The 17,541-nt window shown below is 40.7% G+C and carries 20 protein-coding genes and 1 pseudogene; 11 read left to right on the top strand and 10 right to left on the bottom strand.

Annotated elements, in window-relative coordinates; translation table 11 throughout:
• The first annotated feature begins 87 nt into the window (after positions 1–87).
• Both I8751_RS21255 and I8751_RS21250 read left to right on the top strand, forming a co-directional pair.
• A complete protein-coding gene (locus I8751_RS21255; protein WP_214441097.1) occupies positions 88–510 on the top strand; it encodes an MAPEG family protein in 423 nt (140 codons plus the stop codon).
• A 167-nt stretch (positions 511–677) separates the two neighbouring features.
• A complete protein-coding gene (locus I8751_RS21250) occupies positions 678–1,169 on the top strand; it encodes a YajQ family cyclic di-GMP-binding protein (RefSeq protein WP_214441096.1) in 492 nt (163 codons plus the stop codon).
• 97 nt (positions 1,170–1,266) lie between these two features.
• Here I8751_RS21250 and I8751_RS21245 read toward each other — a convergent pair whose 3' ends face one another.
• Complete coding sequence (locus tag I8751_RS21245) at positions 1,267–1,824, bottom strand: glutathione S-transferase family protein (RefSeq protein ID WP_214441095.1); 558 nt, start codon at positions 1,822–1,824, stop codon at positions 1,267–1,269.
• Positions 1,825–1,836: 12 nt separating this feature from the next.
• On the bottom strand, positions 1,837–2,301 hold the full coding sequence (locus I8751_RS21240; protein WP_214441094.1) for a hypothetical protein: 465 nt from the start codon (positions 2,299–2,301) through the stop codon (positions 1,837–1,839).
• Positions 2,302–2,604: 303 nt separating this feature from the next.
• Here I8751_RS21240 and I8751_RS21235 point away from each other — a divergent pair, with 303 nt between their 5' ends.
• Together I8751_RS21235 and I8751_RS21230 are read left to right on the top strand one after the other, a co-directional pair.
• Positions 2,605–3,327 (top strand): tetratricopeptide repeat protein, encoded by a 723-nt coding sequence (locus I8751_RS21235; RefSeq protein WP_214441093.1) that lies wholly within the window; start codon positions 2,605–2,607, stop codon positions 3,325–3,327.
• Between the two features lie 99 nt (positions 3,328–3,426).
• Entirely contained in the window at positions 3,427–3,972 is a 546-nt protein-coding gene (locus I8751_RS21230; protein ID WP_214441092.1) for a hypothetical protein, read from the top strand.
• Between the two features lie 125 nt (positions 3,973–4,097).
• Here I8751_RS21230 and I8751_RS21225 read toward each other — a convergent pair whose 3' ends face one another.
• Together I8751_RS21225 and I8751_RS21220 are read right to left on the bottom strand one after the other, a co-directional pair.
• Positions 4,098–4,613, bottom strand: coding sequence for a GNAT family N-acetyltransferase (locus tag I8751_RS21225; RefSeq protein WP_214441091.1), 516 nt, complete (start codon positions 4,611–4,613; stop codon positions 4,098–4,100).
• Positions 4,614–4,931: a type II toxin-antitoxin system TacA family antitoxin gene (locus I8751_RS21220; RefSeq protein WP_214441090.1), complete on the bottom strand. Its 318-nt coding sequence runs from the start codon at positions 4,929–4,931 to the stop codon at positions 4,614–4,616.
• A gap of 181 nt (positions 4,932–5,112) precedes the next feature.
• On the opposite strand from I8751_RS21220, the gene ggt reads away from it, so the two are divergent.
• The gene (ggt, locus tag I8751_RS21215) at positions 5,113–6,873 is read left to right on the top strand and encodes a gamma-glutamyltransferase (protein ID WP_214441089.1); all 1,761 of its coding nucleotides are present in this window, start codon (positions 5,113–5,115) and stop codon (positions 6,871–6,873) included.
• 77 nt (positions 6,874–6,950) lie between these two features.
• On the opposite strand, the gene I8751_RS21210 is transcribed toward ggt, so the two are convergent.
• Together I8751_RS21210 and I8751_RS21205 are read right to left on the bottom strand one after the other, a co-directional pair.
• Entirely contained in the window at positions 6,951–7,211 is a 261-nt protein-coding gene (locus I8751_RS21210; RefSeq protein ID WP_214441088.1) for a hypothetical protein, read from the bottom strand.
• 467 nt (positions 7,212–7,678) lie between these two features.
• Positions 7,679–8,278, bottom strand: a complete 600-nt coding sequence (locus I8751_RS21205; protein WP_214441087.1) for a DUF1802 family protein — start codon at positions 8,276–8,278, stop codon at positions 7,679–7,681.
• A 79-nt stretch (positions 8,279–8,357) separates the two neighbouring features.
• On the opposite strand from I8751_RS21205, the pseudogene I8751_RS21200 reads away from it, so the two are divergent.
• Positions 8,358–8,530 (top strand): annotated as a pseudogene (locus tag I8751_RS21200) (aldo/keto reductase); the annotation flags it as partial.
• Positions 8,531–8,633: 103 nt separating this feature from the next.
• Here I8751_RS21200 and I8751_RS30505 read toward each other — a convergent pair.
• Positions 8,634–8,879 (bottom strand): hypothetical protein, encoded by a 246-nt coding sequence (locus tag I8751_RS30505; RefSeq protein ID WP_214441086.1) that lies wholly within the window; start codon positions 8,877–8,879, stop codon positions 8,634–8,636.
• Between the two features lie 670 nt (positions 8,880–9,549).
• On the opposite strand from I8751_RS30505, the gene bicA reads away from it, so the two are divergent.
• The gene (gene bicA / locus I8751_RS21190) at positions 9,550–11,277 is read left to right on the top strand and encodes a bicarbonate transporter BicA (protein WP_214441085.1); all 1,728 of its coding nucleotides are present in this window, start codon (positions 9,550–9,552) and stop codon (positions 11,275–11,277) included.
• Positions 11,278–11,412: 135 nt separating this feature from the next.
• Here the strand turns inward: bicA and rimJ are convergent, their stop codons facing one another.
• A complete protein-coding gene (rimJ, locus tag I8751_RS21185; RefSeq protein ID WP_214441084.1) occupies positions 11,413–11,994 on the bottom strand; it encodes a ribosomal protein S5-alanine N-acetyltransferase in 582 nt (193 codons plus the stop codon).
• A gap of 394 nt (positions 11,995–12,388) precedes the next feature.
• Here rimJ and bioB point away from each other — a divergent pair, with 394 nt between their 5' ends.
• Positions 12,389–13,396, top strand: a complete 1,008-nt coding sequence (gene bioB, locus I8751_RS21180) for a biotin synthase BioB (RefSeq protein WP_214441083.1) — start codon at positions 12,389–12,391, stop codon at positions 13,394–13,396.
• Between the two features lie 145 nt (positions 13,397–13,541).
• Here bioB and petL read toward each other — a convergent pair whose 3' ends face one another.
• Positions 13,542–13,637 (bottom strand): cytochrome b6-f complex subunit PetL, encoded by a 96-nt coding sequence (gene petL, locus I8751_RS21175; RefSeq protein WP_214441082.1) that lies wholly within the window; start codon positions 13,635–13,637, stop codon positions 13,542–13,544.
• Between the two features lie 134 nt (positions 13,638–13,771).
• On the opposite strand from petL, the gene aroB reads away from it, so the two are divergent.
• Together aroB and I8751_RS21165 are read left to right on the top strand one after the other, a co-directional pair.
• Positions 13,772–14,863: a 3-dehydroquinate synthase gene (gene aroB / locus I8751_RS21170; protein WP_214441081.1), complete on the top strand. Its 1,092-nt coding sequence runs from the start codon at positions 13,772–13,774 to the stop codon at positions 14,861–14,863.
• A 47-nt stretch (positions 14,864–14,910) separates the two neighbouring features.
• Positions 14,911–15,474, top strand: a complete 564-nt coding sequence (locus tag I8751_RS21165; RefSeq protein ID WP_214441080.1) for a Uma2 family endonuclease — start codon at positions 14,911–14,913, stop codon at positions 15,472–15,474.
• A gap of 60 nt (positions 15,475–15,534) precedes the next feature.
• Here I8751_RS21165 and I8751_RS21160 read toward each other — a convergent pair whose 3' ends face one another.
• Positions 15,535–16,146 carry a PAP/fibrillin family protein gene (locus I8751_RS21160; RefSeq protein WP_214441079.1) on the bottom strand — a complete coding sequence of 204 codons (612 nt, stop codon included), beginning with the start codon at positions 16,144–16,146 and terminating at the stop codon, positions 15,535–15,537.
• Positions 16,147–16,454: 308 nt separating this feature from the next.
• Here I8751_RS21160 and I8751_RS21155 point away from each other — a divergent pair, with 308 nt between their 5' ends.
• Positions 16,455–17,522, top strand: a complete 1,068-nt coding sequence (locus tag I8751_RS21155) for an IS4 family transposase (protein ID WP_225894309.1) — start codon at positions 16,455–16,457, stop codon at positions 17,520–17,522.
• Positions 17,523–17,541 lie beyond the last annotated feature (19 nt).

Genomic DNA, 17,541 nt, shown 5'->3' with positions numbered 1-17,541 from the left:
AAATTAGTAATGGGTAGTCGGGTTTGCCGAATTACCTATTACTGATTGATGATGACCAACTAAAAACTACTACTATTGATTGGTTTGATGACGTTATCGCAACTGCCTGTGTCTACTATTTTTGTGTACTCTATTGCGGCAGCTGCCGCGCTAATTTATCTGCCGTTTTTATTGGTAGCTTATGCTCGTGTACAAATTGGGTATGAGGCATTTGCGACTCCTCGTGCCAAGTTTGACAAATTACCTCCGTATGCTCAACGAGCTACCTGGGCACACCAAAATTCGTTTGAAACATTCATAGTATTTGCCAGCGCCGCATTAATGGCTTATGTAACTGGAGTCAATTCTCCTACAGCAGCAGTCGCAGCGATCGCTTTTGTTGTGGCTCGGTTGCTATACTCGATTTTTTATATTGTGAACATACCGCTTTTGCGATCGTTGATGTTTGCCGTTAGCTCTCTTGGCAGTGCTACTCTCATTGTTTTGAGCATCATCCAAGCTAATAGTTAATGTGAGATTAGGGACTAGGGGGAGTATGGAGAACAGAGGAGCAACAAGAGGGAAAAGGTTAAAGGGTAAAGGATGAAGAAACAAACCCCTTAACCCTTTCCCTTTCTCCCTTACCCTTCTTCCCAATACCTAATCCGAAATCCAACATCTAAAATCCAACATTGTTTATGGCTTCTACTTATTCCTTTGACATCGTGAGTGACTTTGATCGACAAGAATTAGTTAATACCATCGATCAAGTTGTACGAGATATTAAAGGTCGTTACGACCTCAAAGATACTCAAACTACTGTCGAGTTAAGTGAACAAACTATTACTATTAATACCGACAGTGAGTTTACCTTAGATTCTGTACACAACATCTTGCGAGAAAAAGCTGCTAAACGCAACCTTTCTCAGAAAATCTTTGATTTTGGCAAAGTTGATTCAGCTAGCGGCAACCGTGTGCGTCAAGAAATTACACTCAAAAAAGGTATCAGCCAGGAAATTGCTAAACAAATTTCCAAATTGATTCGTGATGAGTTCAAAAAGGTACAAGTCTCAATTCAAGGCGATGCTGTACGGGTATCTGCTAAAGATAAAGATGACTTACAAACTGTCATCCAGCGTCTAAAGCAAGAAGACTATCCTGTGGCTTTGCAATTTACAAATTATCGTTAAGGGACTTCCAGTTCCAAAAATATCCAGCTTTCAGATTGGAAGATTGATTTTTCGGGAGTCCTAAAACAGTTTTAGGGTGGCAATGCCCACCCTTTAATTAAGCTCTTTTACCAATGCTTTTTTGAAATGCTGGACGTTCAGACATGCGCTTAATATAGTCCAGTACGGCAGGATAAGAACTGAGATCTAGCTTCAGCATCATGGGAATGTAACTCAGGATAGACCCCACTGCCACATCAGCGACACTAAATTCATTACCCAGTAAAAAAGGTTGCTGCCCGAAAACGTCATTCAAAGGAGTTAACAAGCGAGACATTTCCCGTTCTCTATTCGCTTCTATAAAAATTCCTGGGCCGAGGGTAGCATTAGCAAATAAAACCCACTGAGACAATACAGCACGCTCCTCTGGCGAAAGCTGTGTTTTGCTGTACTTATCAGCAAGATATAACAAAATTGCTCCTGATTCCCAAAGCTGGAAGTCCCCATCCACAATTGCTGGAACTTTGCCTATGGGGTTAATTTTCAAATACTCAGGCTGAATATGTTCGCCTGCTTGCATATCCAGCATCACAAATTCGTAGGTAATTCCCAATTCATCTAAATACCACTGGATTATTGACGCACGACTACGAGCGCCACCGTAAAGTTTCAGCATAATTACTTGAGATTAAAGAACTTTGTGAGTGTGGGAATGCTGTTTAATGTTGTCTTCTTTAGTGACAACTCTAGCGGCATTTAGCACCCGTTTGCGCTCAATCGAATAATTTAAGTCAGTATAAGTTGTTTCTAAGGGAATTAGGGATTTTGCTGTTTCACGACGCTTGTAGGTACGGGCCGCTGCAAATACTCGTGATACAAATTCCTCTCCCAACTGAGCCGATTCTGGGAATCCGTCTGGTAAAAACGGTGTATCGCCGTCTAGCAAAGCTCCCAGAGTGGTTGCACAAGCCAGCTTATAGGAAGTGGGAATACCTTTCAATAGTGCTTCCAAAGCCGCAGAAGGAATCGGCTCTATTACTTCTACTTGATGAACTTCTCCATCTTCTTTGATGAAGCAGGTTGCCAAACCTATAACTATATAGTCATCATTTACTAAATCGGGAGCATTTTGATAAGAAGTTGCTGTTGTCATAAGAAAAATTTATCAGAATTTACATATTTTACCAAGTTCTCGCTCTCCCTACTTGATTAGTCTTGAAGATGGAGATTAACTGTTTCTGGAATTCAACTTGGGGATGACGTATCTATTATCAGATTGGAGCATGAATTGTTTGTATAAGGTGAATTTTTCTGATTGTTGCAGTGCTTTAAATACAGTTTTGAAATTAAAACTTAAGTAATCATAAGCACATTAAAAAGTTACATACAGATAAATCACCATTACTGCGGCAAATTCTAATTTGATTGCAAAGAGCAAGTAGCTCAGGTAGGAAACATGAATAGTCACTCATTTTTAGCTTCTGACGGCCAGCAAAATAATTGTTATCAGTTTGTTGTAAATACTACATCAGAAGCTCAAGAGCATGAGACTAGCGATCGCGGGGAATCTGCTTTAAAAAACAGCTACTTACGCTCTGGCGCTTTGAAGTTAGCTCAACAAGGAGATTACACTAAAGCGATCGCACTATTAAGCCAATTGATTCACCGCCATCCGCAAAATGCCATTGATTACAACAATCGAGGCTTGATTTATTTTCAAAGTGGTGAAGCGCAAAAAGCATGGCGCGACTATAACACCGCTTTACAACTTAATCCTCATTTAGCTAGTGCTTATAACAACCGAGCTAATTATTATGCAGCCCGTGGGGAATTAGCAGCTGCACTTACCGACTATGATCGAGCCATTGACCTAAATCCTAGCTATGTGAGAGCGTGGATTAATCGAGGTATCACCTTGCGTGACTTAGGACAATACGAAGAGGCAACTGATAATTTTGAGATAGCGTTGATTTTTGGTCAACTAGAAGGTCATATTTGGGCTGAACGCGGCAGAACTTATCATCTTTGGGGTGATTGGAATTGTGCGATCGCTGATTATCGTCGCGCCCTCACTCAATTACCCATCTTCAACAGAAAAGATGTTCTTGGTTGTCGTTTACGTTTACAACTGGAAAATTGGCTAGATGAGTTACTATTTCCTCAACGTTCTGATTGGTAGAAGCAATTTTGTTTTTAGTTCTACAGTCAACAACATCAACCCGGAAGATCAGTCAAAGTGCTTGAATAAGTATCAGTAACTGACCAAAAAATTTGACTAATGAGAATTGTGACTGCGACAATTAGACTAACTTCTTCTTGGTTGATATCTGGAGTCATAGTTTCTCAGCCAATTAGTGCTACTTTACCAGTAGCAAACGATACTATGGCATCTTCTGGGTCAATTTCTCAGTCAAGTAATCCTAAACTCATTACTGTCAGTAAAGCTGAGTTTGGAGTGCTGAGAGTTGACTCCAATGGGAGAGGTAACTTTACTCCTACTAACAGAATCTTACTCAGCCAAGGCGGCAAATATGGCTGGCGTATTCAACTGAAAGACTATACAGGTGAAGTGACATGGCGAGAAGTTCTGCGATTGCCAAAACGTCCAGAAACTTGGGCTACGGATGATGGGGAAAACTTCTCAGTATCAGCAGATGGTGTTGAATCTGTAACGAAGCGTACACAGATGGCTTCAGATGGTGTAATTGAAAATTTTTGGACAATCACCCCTGGTGATCCAGGCGGTAAACATAAAATACAAGTTTACGTTGATGAGCGTCTGATTGCTTCTTTCGAGTTTGAAGTTATTTCTTTAAGAAGATAACAATTTAATATCCTGGTTTGAATGCTCAAAATTGAGGATTTCTCTCATATTTGGGAGAAATTCTTTTTCCATAAGTTGTTATGAAAAAAACAACAGGTAGCGATCACAACAATATTGCAGATTATTTATGCAAACATTTTGGCAACTGTCTCTAGCATAATAAATAATTTATGAGAAAAATTAGGAAAACGAATAAAATTATAATGCTCGTAAAAAGATCGCGCTGCATCATCTTTGGCATCGACTACTACAGCTATAGCAGCTATTTCACTTTTTAGGCTGCGATAGAGTGCATCCATTAATAGCATCTCTCCCAACCCTTTTTTTCGGTGATTTTTATCAACTGCTAATCTACCTAAAAGAGTTGCAGGAACAATAGGATATTTTGGCAGTTTCTTACTTAACTCTATTGGTAATTCTTCAAATTTAATACTTGTTGATGAAAGTGTGTAATAACCAGCAATGATACCAGAACTTTTTTCTACTAAAACGAGGGGAGCAGCTACGCGTTTACGGGCATCTTGTCCAGCTTGCTGTTTTAAATAACGATCCAATGTTTCAACACCACAAGAAAAAGCCGCCCGGTCATGCTTGCCCAACGGCTCTATTAAATAATCATCAAAAGTCTCAATCAACGCCACTCATACACCCATGTTTTGTTTATAGCGTTGAGCAGCAGTTTTTAATTTTGCACTTGGTTCTGGTGGATTGAGGAGTGCTTCCACAAAAACTTCTTGGTCTTGTCTGCTTAAGATTATCATTTCATGCTCCTGAATAATCTGTTTGGCAGCGTTCATAACGCTGTTAATCACAAAATCTGTTAATGTTCGACCTTGAATCTCAGCAGCACGCTGGAAAACTTCTTTTTGTTCTTTACTGATACGAGCTTCCAAACGCTCATTCCTACGTCTAGAGCGCGTTAAATTGACTTGGCGGCTTCTAGCCACGGTATCAGCCATAATACAATACCCTCTACATGATAAGAAAAATGTTTACCAAAAAAATCAAACGTACGGCATTTGTCCTTACAAATTTAATAGTAACAAACGTATCCATAAACTTCAACAGGATCTAGCGATCGCCTTTCAACTTACCCGCTTAGCGGTAGGCTAAGAAATGTCAAACACAATGGCATTTTAAATGGGTATTATTGCTAAATTTCGACAAGTTGCGATCGCTGTTTTTTCGCTAAATATTATTCTTGTTAGCCAAGTTGCATCAGCCGCCTTGACTTTACCTCTACGCAGCAAAAAGGCAATGGTGGTTTCAGCCAATTCCTTAGCAAGTGAGGCGGGAATTTTAATGTTACGCAAGGGTGGTAATGCAGTAGATGCAGCTGTCGCCACAACCTTTGCGATTTCTGTCGTTGAGCCTTTTTCGGCAGGAATTGGTGGCGGTGGATTTCTATTGATGCATTCTGGGAAAACTGGAGAAATCAAAGCACTAGATTTTCGGGAACGCGCACCACTCAAAGCTACCAGAAATATGTATTTAGATGCCCAAGGAAAAGTGCGTCCCAATGCAAGTTTAAATGGTTATTTGGCTGTGGCGACACCGGGAACGGTTGCAGGAATGTATGAAGTTCAGCGTCGTTATGGTAAACTGCCTTGGCAAGAGGTGGTGAAACCTGCGATCGCTCTGGCTAAGTATGGTTTTATCATTAATCCTCAGGTAAGTTGGCGATCGCTTCCCCAGTACGAAAACCGTAAGCCAGAAATTCTTAATAATCCGGCGGCGCGGGCAATTTTTACTCGCAATGGTGAATTTTATCAACCAGGGGAAAGGCTGGTACAGCGTGATTTAGCAACAACTTTAGCAGCAATTGCTCAGAATCCCCAAAGTTTTTACACTGGCAAAATTGCTCAAGCGATCGCAGCTGATATGGCCAAAAATGGCGGTTTGATAACACTTGCAGACTTGAAAGCCTACAAATCAATCTGGCGCACTCCCGTATGTGGTAATTTTCGCCAAGCTAAGATTTGTTCAATGCCGCCACCTTCATCGGGAGGTATTCACCTATTGCAGATTTTAAATATTATTGGTGACACTGATTTGAAATCTTTGGGGTGGCATCATCCTGATAGCTTACATCTAATGGTGGAAGCAATGAAGATTGCTTATGCTGATCGTTCACAATATTTGGGCGATCCGGACTTTGTGAAAGTCCCTGTACAACAACTGATCAGTCCGGCTTACGCTAAAAAACGCCGTCAAGAAATAAATATGCAAAAGGCTCAACCTTCAACGGAGGTTAAGCCAATAGATTTAAAAACCTTACAACATTTTAGTCAAGCTGGGCTGAATGCACGTCGTCATGAATCTACTGAAACCAGCCATCTTAATGTAGTAGATGAGGAGCGTAACGCAGTCAGTCTGACGTTTACAGTCAACTATGGTTTTGGTTCTGGAGTTGTGACACCGGGAACTGGTATTTTATTGAATGATGAGATGGATGATTTTGCTGTTGCACCAGGAGTGCCGAATGTATTTGGACTTGTAGGCAATGAAGCTAATGCGATCGCACCTCGCAAAACTCCTTTATCGAGTATGACTCCTACAATTATTACAGAGAATGGCCGCCTCCGCATGACAGTAGGCACACCTGGAGGTAGCACTATCATTACTCAGGTAGTGCAAATTATTTTGAATGTGCTGACATACAACATGGATGTTGGCTCAGCCATTTCTGTTCCACGCATACATCATCAATGGTTTCCTGATGAATTGCGGATAGAATTTTGGGGTTTGGATACTCTAACTCTGCAAAACTTACGCCGCCGCGGACACAAGATACAAGAAGCTGAACCTTGGGGTAATGCTAACGCAATCGTCGTTACAGCAGATGAAACCTTAGAAGGAGCAGCCGATCCTCGTGGTGAAGGTTTTCCTAGAGGTTTTTAAACATTTGCTTTAGGGGCTAGGGGCTAGAGTGATGTATATCATTCATAAAAAAGTTGTCATAGTCCAATGACCAATGATTATTGATTTTGGATGCTAGACTCTGAATATTGACTGCCAAACTCGTTTGCCCGTGCGCTAGGTACTAATGTCCAGCCTGCTTTCAGTAATTTTTGATAAGTTGCCCAACCTTTAGAACCGCCTGGGATGGGATAATCCGGCACTGCATAATGTCGACAAGCTGTATAGGGTCGCCAAGGCTCATGAGGCGCGGCTTGCAGATACAAGATTTTTTCTCCATCCTCGCCAGACTTAGATAACCAGCACATTTGTTGATGCATGGCAAACTCCTTTGCGTTTTAGCTTAATTTGCATAATGGCAGATTTTTGTCAAGTTCTGCCTCGCCCTTGTGGGATAATTTTTTATCTCCCTAGTATGTGTCCATTTATCTACAAACCTAAATCGTACAATTACTTAATTAAGAATACGCCATTTGGACGAATCCCTTTTGCATATTTAAGACAAAGAGACAAAAAACATTTGTCCCTCACCTTACCTTTAAAGCAAGATTCTCCTAATGGTATCTGTGGTTTTTGTAAGTGTATGTATCGATAACTACTATTTTTGGATATGGTTGGGGATCAGACGGTTTGTTTTGATGGCTACAACAGTTCAAATACCTGACACGAACTGCTCTTGCAGCTTGGCAAAATCCGCCTGAAAAAATAATTCTTTCAGACTAAAGTATGCGACTACAGAAATTCTACCTACACAGATAGCAAGTTAACCGTGCTGGTTCTCCTAATATCACAAGCTGGGAGCATACAACTTGTCACCCACAATGCCGCGAATTTCCTCTACTAGTTGAGTGTAATGAAAATCAGATAACACAGGTTTTGCATCTTGTAGCTGAATAGGTTGGGCTAAATCAATCCATGATTTGCAACCTCCGTATTCATGACTATAAGAAATTTCCTGCTCTTGGGGTAATTTGTAAGTCCGCAGGAGGAGTATATATAGCGGCTGATGTGATTTCCACTTGAGGCGATCGCTAATAAAATGCTCGTTCCAAATGTGAAAAGGAAGTAAAGCATTGATAGTTGATTCGTCACTAATAGGCAAAATATCGGTAATCTGTGCCCAACTGTTGATGGGAACCATTTCTGGATGCCAACCAGGAGTTACTGGAGATACAAGATTGGCATACTCAGATTTGAGTAAGAAAGCTTGTTGGTGTTCATAAGTAGGATAAAGCACAATCTGCTCATGGGCAACTTGGAAACGTCCCTTTGTTTCCCGGATACCACCTTTGCGGAGCAACATAATAGTTTTACCTTTTTCTAAGGCATCTATGGCTACTGCCCATTCTTTGAGTGCATGTAAAGTCGTAGTCAATTCCATTGGCATCTACTGTAGCTCTGATTTAATTTCAAGTTAATACCGTTAAAGTGTGTAATTGTGCGAAAAAATGAATTAAAGAACCACCATGCAAAAGCGGACACTAGGGAAATCGGACGTACAAATTACACCTATTTTGATGGGGACTTGGCAAGCGGAAAAAAGATGCGGAAGGGAATTGAGGATGCTGACTCTATTAAAACTATTCGAGCAGCATTTGAAGCGGGTATCACTACAATTGATACGGCTGAGGTCTATGGCGCCTGACTTTTCCCGTTAAGTCTCTTTTGCAAGCTGCCACTCCTCACAGAGGTCGTGCAATTTTAACCAGCCTCGCCAGAGTACCTGGATACCAATAGGGGTTTTATGTCGATGTTCTAAATAACCATTTTTCTGGAGCAACAACTTCAACTGCCCAGCTAACTGTTAACATCTTGAGCGGTTTAGGAGACTTAGCTTTTAAAATTTTGAGTTTGCTCAAGCTACTTGATTTTGTCATCACCATGCCAAAACTCCATGTTGCCAGCCTTAACACTTGTGGTAGCGTCAGATGTGCCATTTTTTGTGACACTATATTTGTCCACTGTTTGAGGTACTCATTTTTTAGCATTTGAGCCTCTGTTTCACTCTGTGAATCTGCTTTTATTTTCTCTCGAACGTGATTGAATACTCACACCCTTGTAAAAAACCTACACCTGTCAGGTCCGCGATAACCCTTCTCCTGTCGGAGACGCTCCTAGCGTCGCTATCGCTGTGCTAACAAAATCGCTCTTTGTTGGAAACCAACAAGACCGGGTTTTTTACCGCCCGCCGTTGTTAACTGTTAACCGTCATCAGCAACGCGAAATCCCATCTCCTTTTAGGGGTGGGATGAGCTTAATTTCACAATTTAATCATGTAATTGTAAGAAAACTATATATTTTTTAAATGGTATAAGTTTTTCTCTATGATATTATTTTAATCATTGATTTAATAATTATCATTTCAAATAAACCAAACTTGGGGCCAAAAGCTGTAAGCTATTTGAAACGACATATTAAATAAAGCTTATAAATAATACTTCCAACAAAGGTAAGTCTTACATTTATAGGTAAGTTTTTGATTTGTCTTTTACTAAAGCTTATTGTTCTAGGAAAGATGTAATAACTTTTGTTTTTAACAGTGCAAAAAAATGTTCTCTTGGGCGAAGTTTTCATGCTTATAAAACATTAAATTTATTCAAAGTAACGAACAAGTTTTACGAATCCCAATTTGCTGTTTTTGTAACCAAATACCCCAAAATGTCCCTGACAAATACTATCAATTTTAGAAATCTACGAGGCGATTTTTTTGGTGGTTTAACCGCCGCGATCGTTTCTTTACCCCTAGCACTGGCGTTCGGTGTGGCTTCTGGTGCTGGGCCTGTAGCTGGTCTTTACGGTGCTGTTTGTGTTGGCTTTTTTGCTGCCTTATTTGGCGGTACACCAACTCTGATTTCTGAGCCTACTGGGCCGATGACTGTAGTCATGACTACAATTGTCGCTTCTCTGACTGCAAATAATCCTGAGAATGGCTTGGCAATGGCATTTACTGTAGTCATGCTTGCCGGGATATTTCAAATTATCTTAGGAATATTTAAGTTGGGTAAATATATTACCCTTATGCCTTATAGTGTTATTTCCGGCTTCATGTCCGGGATTGGAATTATCCTAGTTATCCTCCAGATTGCGCCTTTTGTAGGACAGCCAAATCCTAAAGGTGGTGTGGTGGGAATGGTGCAAAATTTGCCCCAACTCTTAGCAAATATCAATCCTGTGGAAACAGCTTTGGGAGCGATGACTTTGGCAATTATTTTCTTAATGCCATCTAAAATTAAGCGCTTCGCTCCACCGCAACTAGTGGCATTAGTATTAGTAACTATAGTTTCTTTGGTCTTCTTCGGAAATGCTGATATTAGAAGAATTGGCGTAATCCCGATGGGACTACCAACACTGCAACTTCCCACCTTCACAGCATCACAAATCACTGTGATGATTGTTGATGGGGCAATGTTAGGGATGTTGGGTTGTATTGATACCTTGTTGACAGCAGTCATTGCAGATAGTTTGACTCGCACCGAACACAAGTCTGATAAGGAATTAATTGGCCAAGGTATTGGTAACTTGGTATCTGGTTTATGTGGTGGGCTACCTGGTGCTGGTGCCACGATGGGAACGGTGGTAAATATCCAGACTGGTGCGAAAACAGCTTTATCTGGTATAACTCGTGCCCTTATTTTACTAGTAGTAGTTTTATGGGCTGCGGGTTTAACTCAAAGCATTCCTATGGCAGTGTTGGCTGGGATTGCTCTGAAAGTCGGGATTGATATTTTAGACTGGAGCTTCCTAAAACGCGCTCACAAGGTATCCTGGAAGGGAACAGCCATCATGTACGGTGTAATGTTCTTAACCGTATTTGTTGACTTAATTGTTGCTGTCGGTGTAGGGGTTTTCATTGCCAACATCTTAACTATCGAACGTCTTTCTCAGTTACAGTCTCAGGATGTGAAGACGATTACTGATGCTGATGATGCTATTGTCTTGAACGCTGAAGAGAAACAATTACTCGATCAAGCCAATGGACGTGTCCTGTTATTTTATCTGAGTGGGCCGATGATCTTTGGAGTTTCCAAAGCGATCGCTCGTGAACATTCAGCAATGGCAGATTCTGACGTACTACTTTTGGATTTGAGCGATGTACCAATGTTAGGCGTGACTGCTTCTTTGGCAATTGAAAATGCCATTAAAGATGCTTGTGATCAAGGTCGTCATGTATTAATTGTAGGTGCAGCAGGCAAAGTTAAACAGCGCTTAGAAAAGTTTGGGATTGCAAAATTTGTACCTTCACATCATTTCTTTATGAATCGTGTAGAGGCACTAAGGCAAGCTGTAGCTTTAGTTAATCCTTACGCAGTTAGTGGCAATGTTACTAGTACTAGTGAATCTCGTTCCACAGCCAGTGATGCTGATAACTACGGCTATCAAACTTAAAAAGAGGACAAGGGGCAGAAAGTAGGGAGCAGATGAAAGATCGTTAAGCAGATTTAATAAGTGGGAAGTAGTTTCAAATTCCTCCTTTCACCCTACACCCTGCCCCTCTGCCTCTTCTTACCAATGCCCCATGCCCTATGCCCCATTTTCATTTGCTTGCCAGTTAGGGTTAATCAGACTAGTAAGAATATGATCTTGCCAGTTGCCGTTAATTAATAAATAATCTCTAGCATATCCTTCGACAACAAAGCCGAGACTTTTAAGTACATTACCACTACGCTGATTGTGGGGCATATAATTTGCCATAATGCGGTGAAAATTCAATTCTTGAAATACATAATCAGTAGCAACTTTCAGCGCTTCTTGCATATATCCCTTACCTTGCTCAGCTTCTGCAAGGCTGTATCCTACATAGCAAAAGTGGGCTGCTCCTCGAACAAAATTATTAAAATTGATCACCCCAATAATTTTATTGGGGTTTTTTTTGAAAAAAATAAATAATTTTAAAGATTGTTCATGAATAAATTCTAAAAAACTATTCTCGATTTGATATTGCCAATATTGTTCCGTAAAAAAATTTTCTGCCCAACTGGGATAGAATGGAGTGAGATAATTTCTATTTTCAGTAAAATATTTAACTATTTTGGGTATATCTTCTTTTATCCCAATTCGTAATAACAGGCGATCGCTAGTAATTAATGGTAGTTCTGATTTCATAAAGTAAGTGATTTAATCTTTATTTTTTTGCAAAATTTAAGATAAATGTAACGCAGTTTACAGAAAGCTGATGAGCATTGTTTAAACTTCATAAAATTTAGTAGCATTCATTCTTGCTGTATCATCGTATTGCAATTAGAAAGTTTGGCTTAATGGATATGGTTATTTGGCCAGAATGAACAGTAAATACTCTGGCTTCAGCTATTTACATAGTGAATATTTTTACAATCAATTTCATACGTAACCAAAATCTTGATAAGCTGATTGCTAATTGTCTATAGCACGAGGATTTAGAGTCAATACAGTGGTTAGAGCGCTTGATCCTAATGCTGTAGTCCAGGAAATATGACAAGAAAACAGCTCTTGATAAATTCAGTCTACAAGAAGGATAGTAATGTTGGGAATACGCTACGATTGGCAAGAAGCAGAGATCCAGGCGATATACAATACGCCATTGCTAGAGCTTATTTATCAAGCTGCTAGCATTCATCGCCAATATCATGACTCAACAAAAATACAAGTCTGTAAGCTCATCTCTATTAAAACCGGAGGCTGTCCCGAAGATTGTAGCTACTGTGCCCAATCTTCTCGATATCAAACAGAGGTCAAACCCCAAGCACTTTTAGAAAAAGCAACAGTCATTAACATTGCCCAAAAAGCCAAAGAAACTGGAGTTAGTCGCGTCTGCATGGGTGCTGCTTGGCGTGAAGTGCGAGATAATTCTCAGTTCGAGACTGTGTTGGAAATGGTGAAAGAAGTTACCGATATGGGTTTAGAAGTATGCTGTACCTTGGGGATGCTAACAACAGACCAAGCAAAGCGATTGGAAGCAGCAGGACTGTACGCTTACAACCATAACCTGGATACTTCACAAGAATATTACAGCACAATTATTACCACTAGGACTTATGGCGATCGCCTGCACACTATAGAAAATGTCCGCCAAACTAATGTTACAGTCTGTTCTGGCGGTATTCTGGGTTTGGGCGAAAGCGTTGACGACCGTGTAGGTATGTTACACACTTTAGCCAACCTCCATCCCCATCCCGAATCTGTACCCATTAATATTCTTTCGCAAGTACCGGGTACACCCTTAGAAAATCAACCCGATGTGCCAATTTGGGATATAGTGCGGATGATTGCCACAGCCCGGATTTTAATGCCAGCTGCCGACGTGCGTCTGAGTGCAGGGAGGGCAAGACTTACTCACGTTGAACAAGCTTTGTGCTTTATGGCAGGAGCAAATTCTATTTTTTCCAGTGACGACAACAAAATGTTAACAGTTACTACTCCTTGTCCAGATTACGACGCTGACCGAGAAATGCTGAATTTACTCGGCTTAGAAATGCGCCCTCCTTCTCAAAGACCAGAAAAGTTAGCAAGTCCTGCTGTTGTGGGATGAAATATACCAGGGCATAGAGCATTGGGAAGAATGGGTAAGGGGGAAAGGGTTTGTTTCTTCATCCTTTACCCTTTACCCTTTACCCTTTAACCTTTTCCCTCCTCTTGTTGCTTTCCCTACTCCCCTGCCTCCTACCTCTTTAGCCCTAAATTATCTTGGCAGAACGCAGACCAAACAACAGAGCTACAGATATGCCCATGAACAAAGCCAAGAAGCCAATATAAGCTACAATTGCAAACATTTATCTTTCTCCACATACTTCAATAAATCTATTGAATCATTTAGTTAGGGTATATGGAATGGCCAGAGTACCAATCTCTGATACCCCACATTGCGATAGAATACAGCCCACGGGCGCTTGTTTAGGGTTAGGCAATGACTTCTATAATTAATGTCAATCTACCGCAGCAATCTTATGAAATTGCGATCGCACCTGGGAGTTTAGAGCAACTGAGTCAACAGATGACTGGTCTAAACCTAGGTAAGAAAGTACTGGTGGTTTCTAATCCGACAATTTTTAAGCATTATGGAGAAAGAGCGATCGCATCGCTGACATCTGCTGGATTTGAAGTAGTCAGCTATTGTCTACCAGCAGGTGAACGCTACAAAACCCTCAATTCTATCCAAAAAATTTACGATATCGCCTTAGAAAATCGCCTAGAACGTTCCTCGACAATGGTGGCTTTGGGTGGAGGTGTAATTGGTGATATGACAGGCTTTGCAGCAGCAACTTGGCTGCGAGGGATTAATGTTGTGCAAGTGCCTACCACTCTCTTAGCAATGGTAGATTCGGCAATTGGTGGTAAAACAGGTGTCAATCATCCCCACGGCAAAAACCTGATTGGAGCATTCCATCAACCGCGAAAAGTCATCATTGACCCAGAAGTACTGAAAACCCTCCCCATGCGAGAGTTTCGAGCCGGTATGGCAGAAGTCATCAAGTACGGCATAATTTGGGATGCGGAATTGTTTGCTCAGTTGGAAGCTAGTAAAAATCTTAATCAACTCCGCTATGTTAAGCCTGAAGTGATAGACGTAATACTAACGCGCTCTTGTCAAGCCAAAGCCGATGTTGTTAGTAAAGACGAAAAAGAAGGTGGACTACGAGCAATTCTCAACTATGGACACACTATTGGTCATGCAGTGGAAAGCTTGACAGGCTATCGGTTAGTTAATCATGGCGAAGCTGTTGCTATTGGCATGGTAGCAGCCGGAAAAATTGCTGTAGCATTGGGACTTTGGCAACAAGAAGATACAAAACGTCAAAATGCCCTCATTGAAAAAGCGGGTTTACCAACTCGGCTACCAGAGGGGATAGATATTGAAGGGATTATTGCAGCACTGCAATTAGATAAAAAAGTCAAAGCGGGTAAAGTGCGGTTTATTTTACCAACGCAGATTGGTGTCGTGAAAATTACAGACGATGTACCATCAGAGACTATCCGGCAGGTATTGCAAGGAATGTAATTCACAACCAAATTACAATTAAAACTAGCCGCCAGCTGGTTTGCCCCATGATACTCCAAGCCAACAATCAATTGACCCTGCAAGAGTTCCTCAATCTGCCACCAGATGAGGGAGATATCACCTATGAACTTGTGGATGGTCAAGCAATTCCTAAGATGTCACCAAAGTTTTTTCACTCTAAGCTGACTCGTGCCCTGCTTTACTTAATTGAGCAGTGGTGTGAAAAACGAGGGGAAGCCTTTCCAGAATGGGCAATTGCATTAACCCGTCACGGGCGAGACTGGGTACCGACACCAGATATTTTGTATATCTCTTATGAACGTTTACCCGCCGACTGGAGCGAAGATACAGCCTGTCCTGTTCCTCCCGATTTGGTAATTGAGATTATTTCGCCTGGGCAAACCTTTGGAAAAATGGCAGCGAAGGCGAAAGACTATTTAGATGCTAAAGTATTGCGGGTTTGGGTGGTAGATAGCAAAGCTAGAAGCATTACTGTCTTTTACCCAGATGCAGCGCCACAAACTTATATGGGAGATCAACTCCTCACAGATTCCCTATTTGAGGGATTAGAATTTACTGCTGAACAAGTGTTTAAAAAAGCGAAAATTTAATGGTTTGTGAAATTTAAGTTCATGGGTAAGCAAGTTCATAGTCAAAAACTTCAGATTATTTCATTCATTCCGCAATAATATATACAAATTATTTTGATTACCACGCACAAGACGTAAAGTTTCATCTAAAAAAGTAATATCCACCCAGCCATTAAATGAGAGTGATGCCTCCAAAGGTAATTCTTTGTCTACTTCTAGAAACTCTCGAAAAGCAGAGTCACTCAATTCACCATTAGTGCTGTTGACGGATGTTTTCAAAAAATCAATATTGAGGCGCTTAGTATCTTCTATTGTATAGCGTCCTTGAACTAAAACAATACCACCTACGCTGGAGCCTACCGTAAATTCAATCAGGTTATTGTACTGTTGATTAAGTATACAAACTTCTTGAAAGATACCAGTAACTCTGATATTCACATTAGGTAGTTTGCCAAAAGAGAGACGTTGCAGAGTGGTTTCTCTTTCTAATCCAAAGGTACTGTACAAAAGCCGCCAACGCCCTTGAATCATTGCAAGATGATTTGTAGGTTCATTAGTGGGATTGAGCGACTCAAGCTTTTGGGCTAATGTTTCGATTTGCTGTTGGGCTATGGGAGTGTAGTTAAACCCCATTTCATTAGTCTCTGAAATAGAAATTAACTCTTGTTTAAGGTTTGCTAATTCACTGGTCATAATTTTTACTAAAAACTTTCTAATTTATTGCTCGCGCGTAAAACCCCATCCGCTTGTGGGTGGGGATGTAAGCGTGGTTAATAGAGAATACTTGCACTTTTAAATTGATATTAATGTCTGCCAACTGAAGGGGTGACAAAGAGGCTGAAGCTCAGGAAATACAAGAGTGTGACTGTTTTGGGGTAAAAAAAGATAGGTCAGGTATTCTCAACAAGACCTATCAAATGATAATGTTACCTAAATTCTACCAAAACTGCTTTCAAAATGTACTGACACCCGCACAGTACAAGATGTTGGAAATCTTGATTATGCTGTTACAATTTCATAAAACTGTGACAATTGAGAAGCTGGCGACAGTATTTCCCCAACCGATAAAATTTGAGAGTCGGCGACGAAGCATCCAAAGATTTTTATTACTGCCAGAGTTATCAATTCAATACATCTGGTTTCCATTACTCAAAAGATGGGTTAAAAACAGCAGACAATCTCAGGAGAAACAATTGATATTTGCGATTGATAGAACACAGTGGCGTGGTGAAAATGTGTTCGTCATTAGTTTAATAGAACAAAAAAGAGCTATTCCAGTTTATTGGCTATTGTTAACAAAAAGAGGATGTAGCAATCTAGGCGAGCAGAAAAAGTTAATTCGCCCATTGTTGCGGTTATTTAAAGGATATCGAATCTTGGTGCTAGGTGATAGGGAATTTCATAGCATCAAACTGGCGAATTGGTTACACAGCAAGAGAATTGACTTTGTACTCCGGCAAAAGCAAGGCACTTATATTCGACAAGAAAATCAATCATATCAACGGTTACAATCTTTGGGATTAATTCCTGGTACCTCCTTGTTTCTCACAGGTATTCAAGCCACTAAACAAAAAGGTTTTGCTCATTTGAATTTAGCTGGATATTACAAGCGTCAATATCGGGGAAAAGTTGAACCTGCTGGCTGGTTTTTACTGACTAATCTAGATAGTCTTGCCGATGCCATTAAAGCATTTAAGTTGCGCAGTGGCATTGAGGCCATGTTCCGTGATTGCAAGACTGGTGGCTATAATCTTGAATCTACTTCTGCTGATGGTCAACGATTGATGGCACTGATTTTATTAATTGCTATCGCCTATACTTGTGCTGTTTTAGCAGGTCGTAACTCTCGTCAAATGGGATTACAAAAATATATTGGTCGTCTGAAGGAATTAAACCGACTACATCGCCGACATAGCGCATTTTGGGTTGGTTTGTATGGCCAATTATGGGTGGGTGCAATGGAGTTTTGGGCTGATTTAGCTCATGATTTAATGCGTTTAAAGCCCAGTAAACTACCCTATTTTCGCAAGGGTCTACGTGCTATGTCTCTTATCCAGTCTGCTTTGTAGCTTCTTTGTCACCCCTTCA

Origin of the sequence: Atlanticothrix silvestris CENA357 (genome assembly GCF_016056295.1) — a bacterium.
In the GTDB taxonomy this organism is placed as follows: domain Bacteria; phylum Cyanobacteriota; class Cyanobacteriia; order Cyanobacteriales; family Nostocaceae; genus Atlanticothrix; species Atlanticothrix silvestris.
Note: the sequence above shows the minus strand (reverse complement) of the source record. Positions and strands in the feature narration are given on the sequence as shown.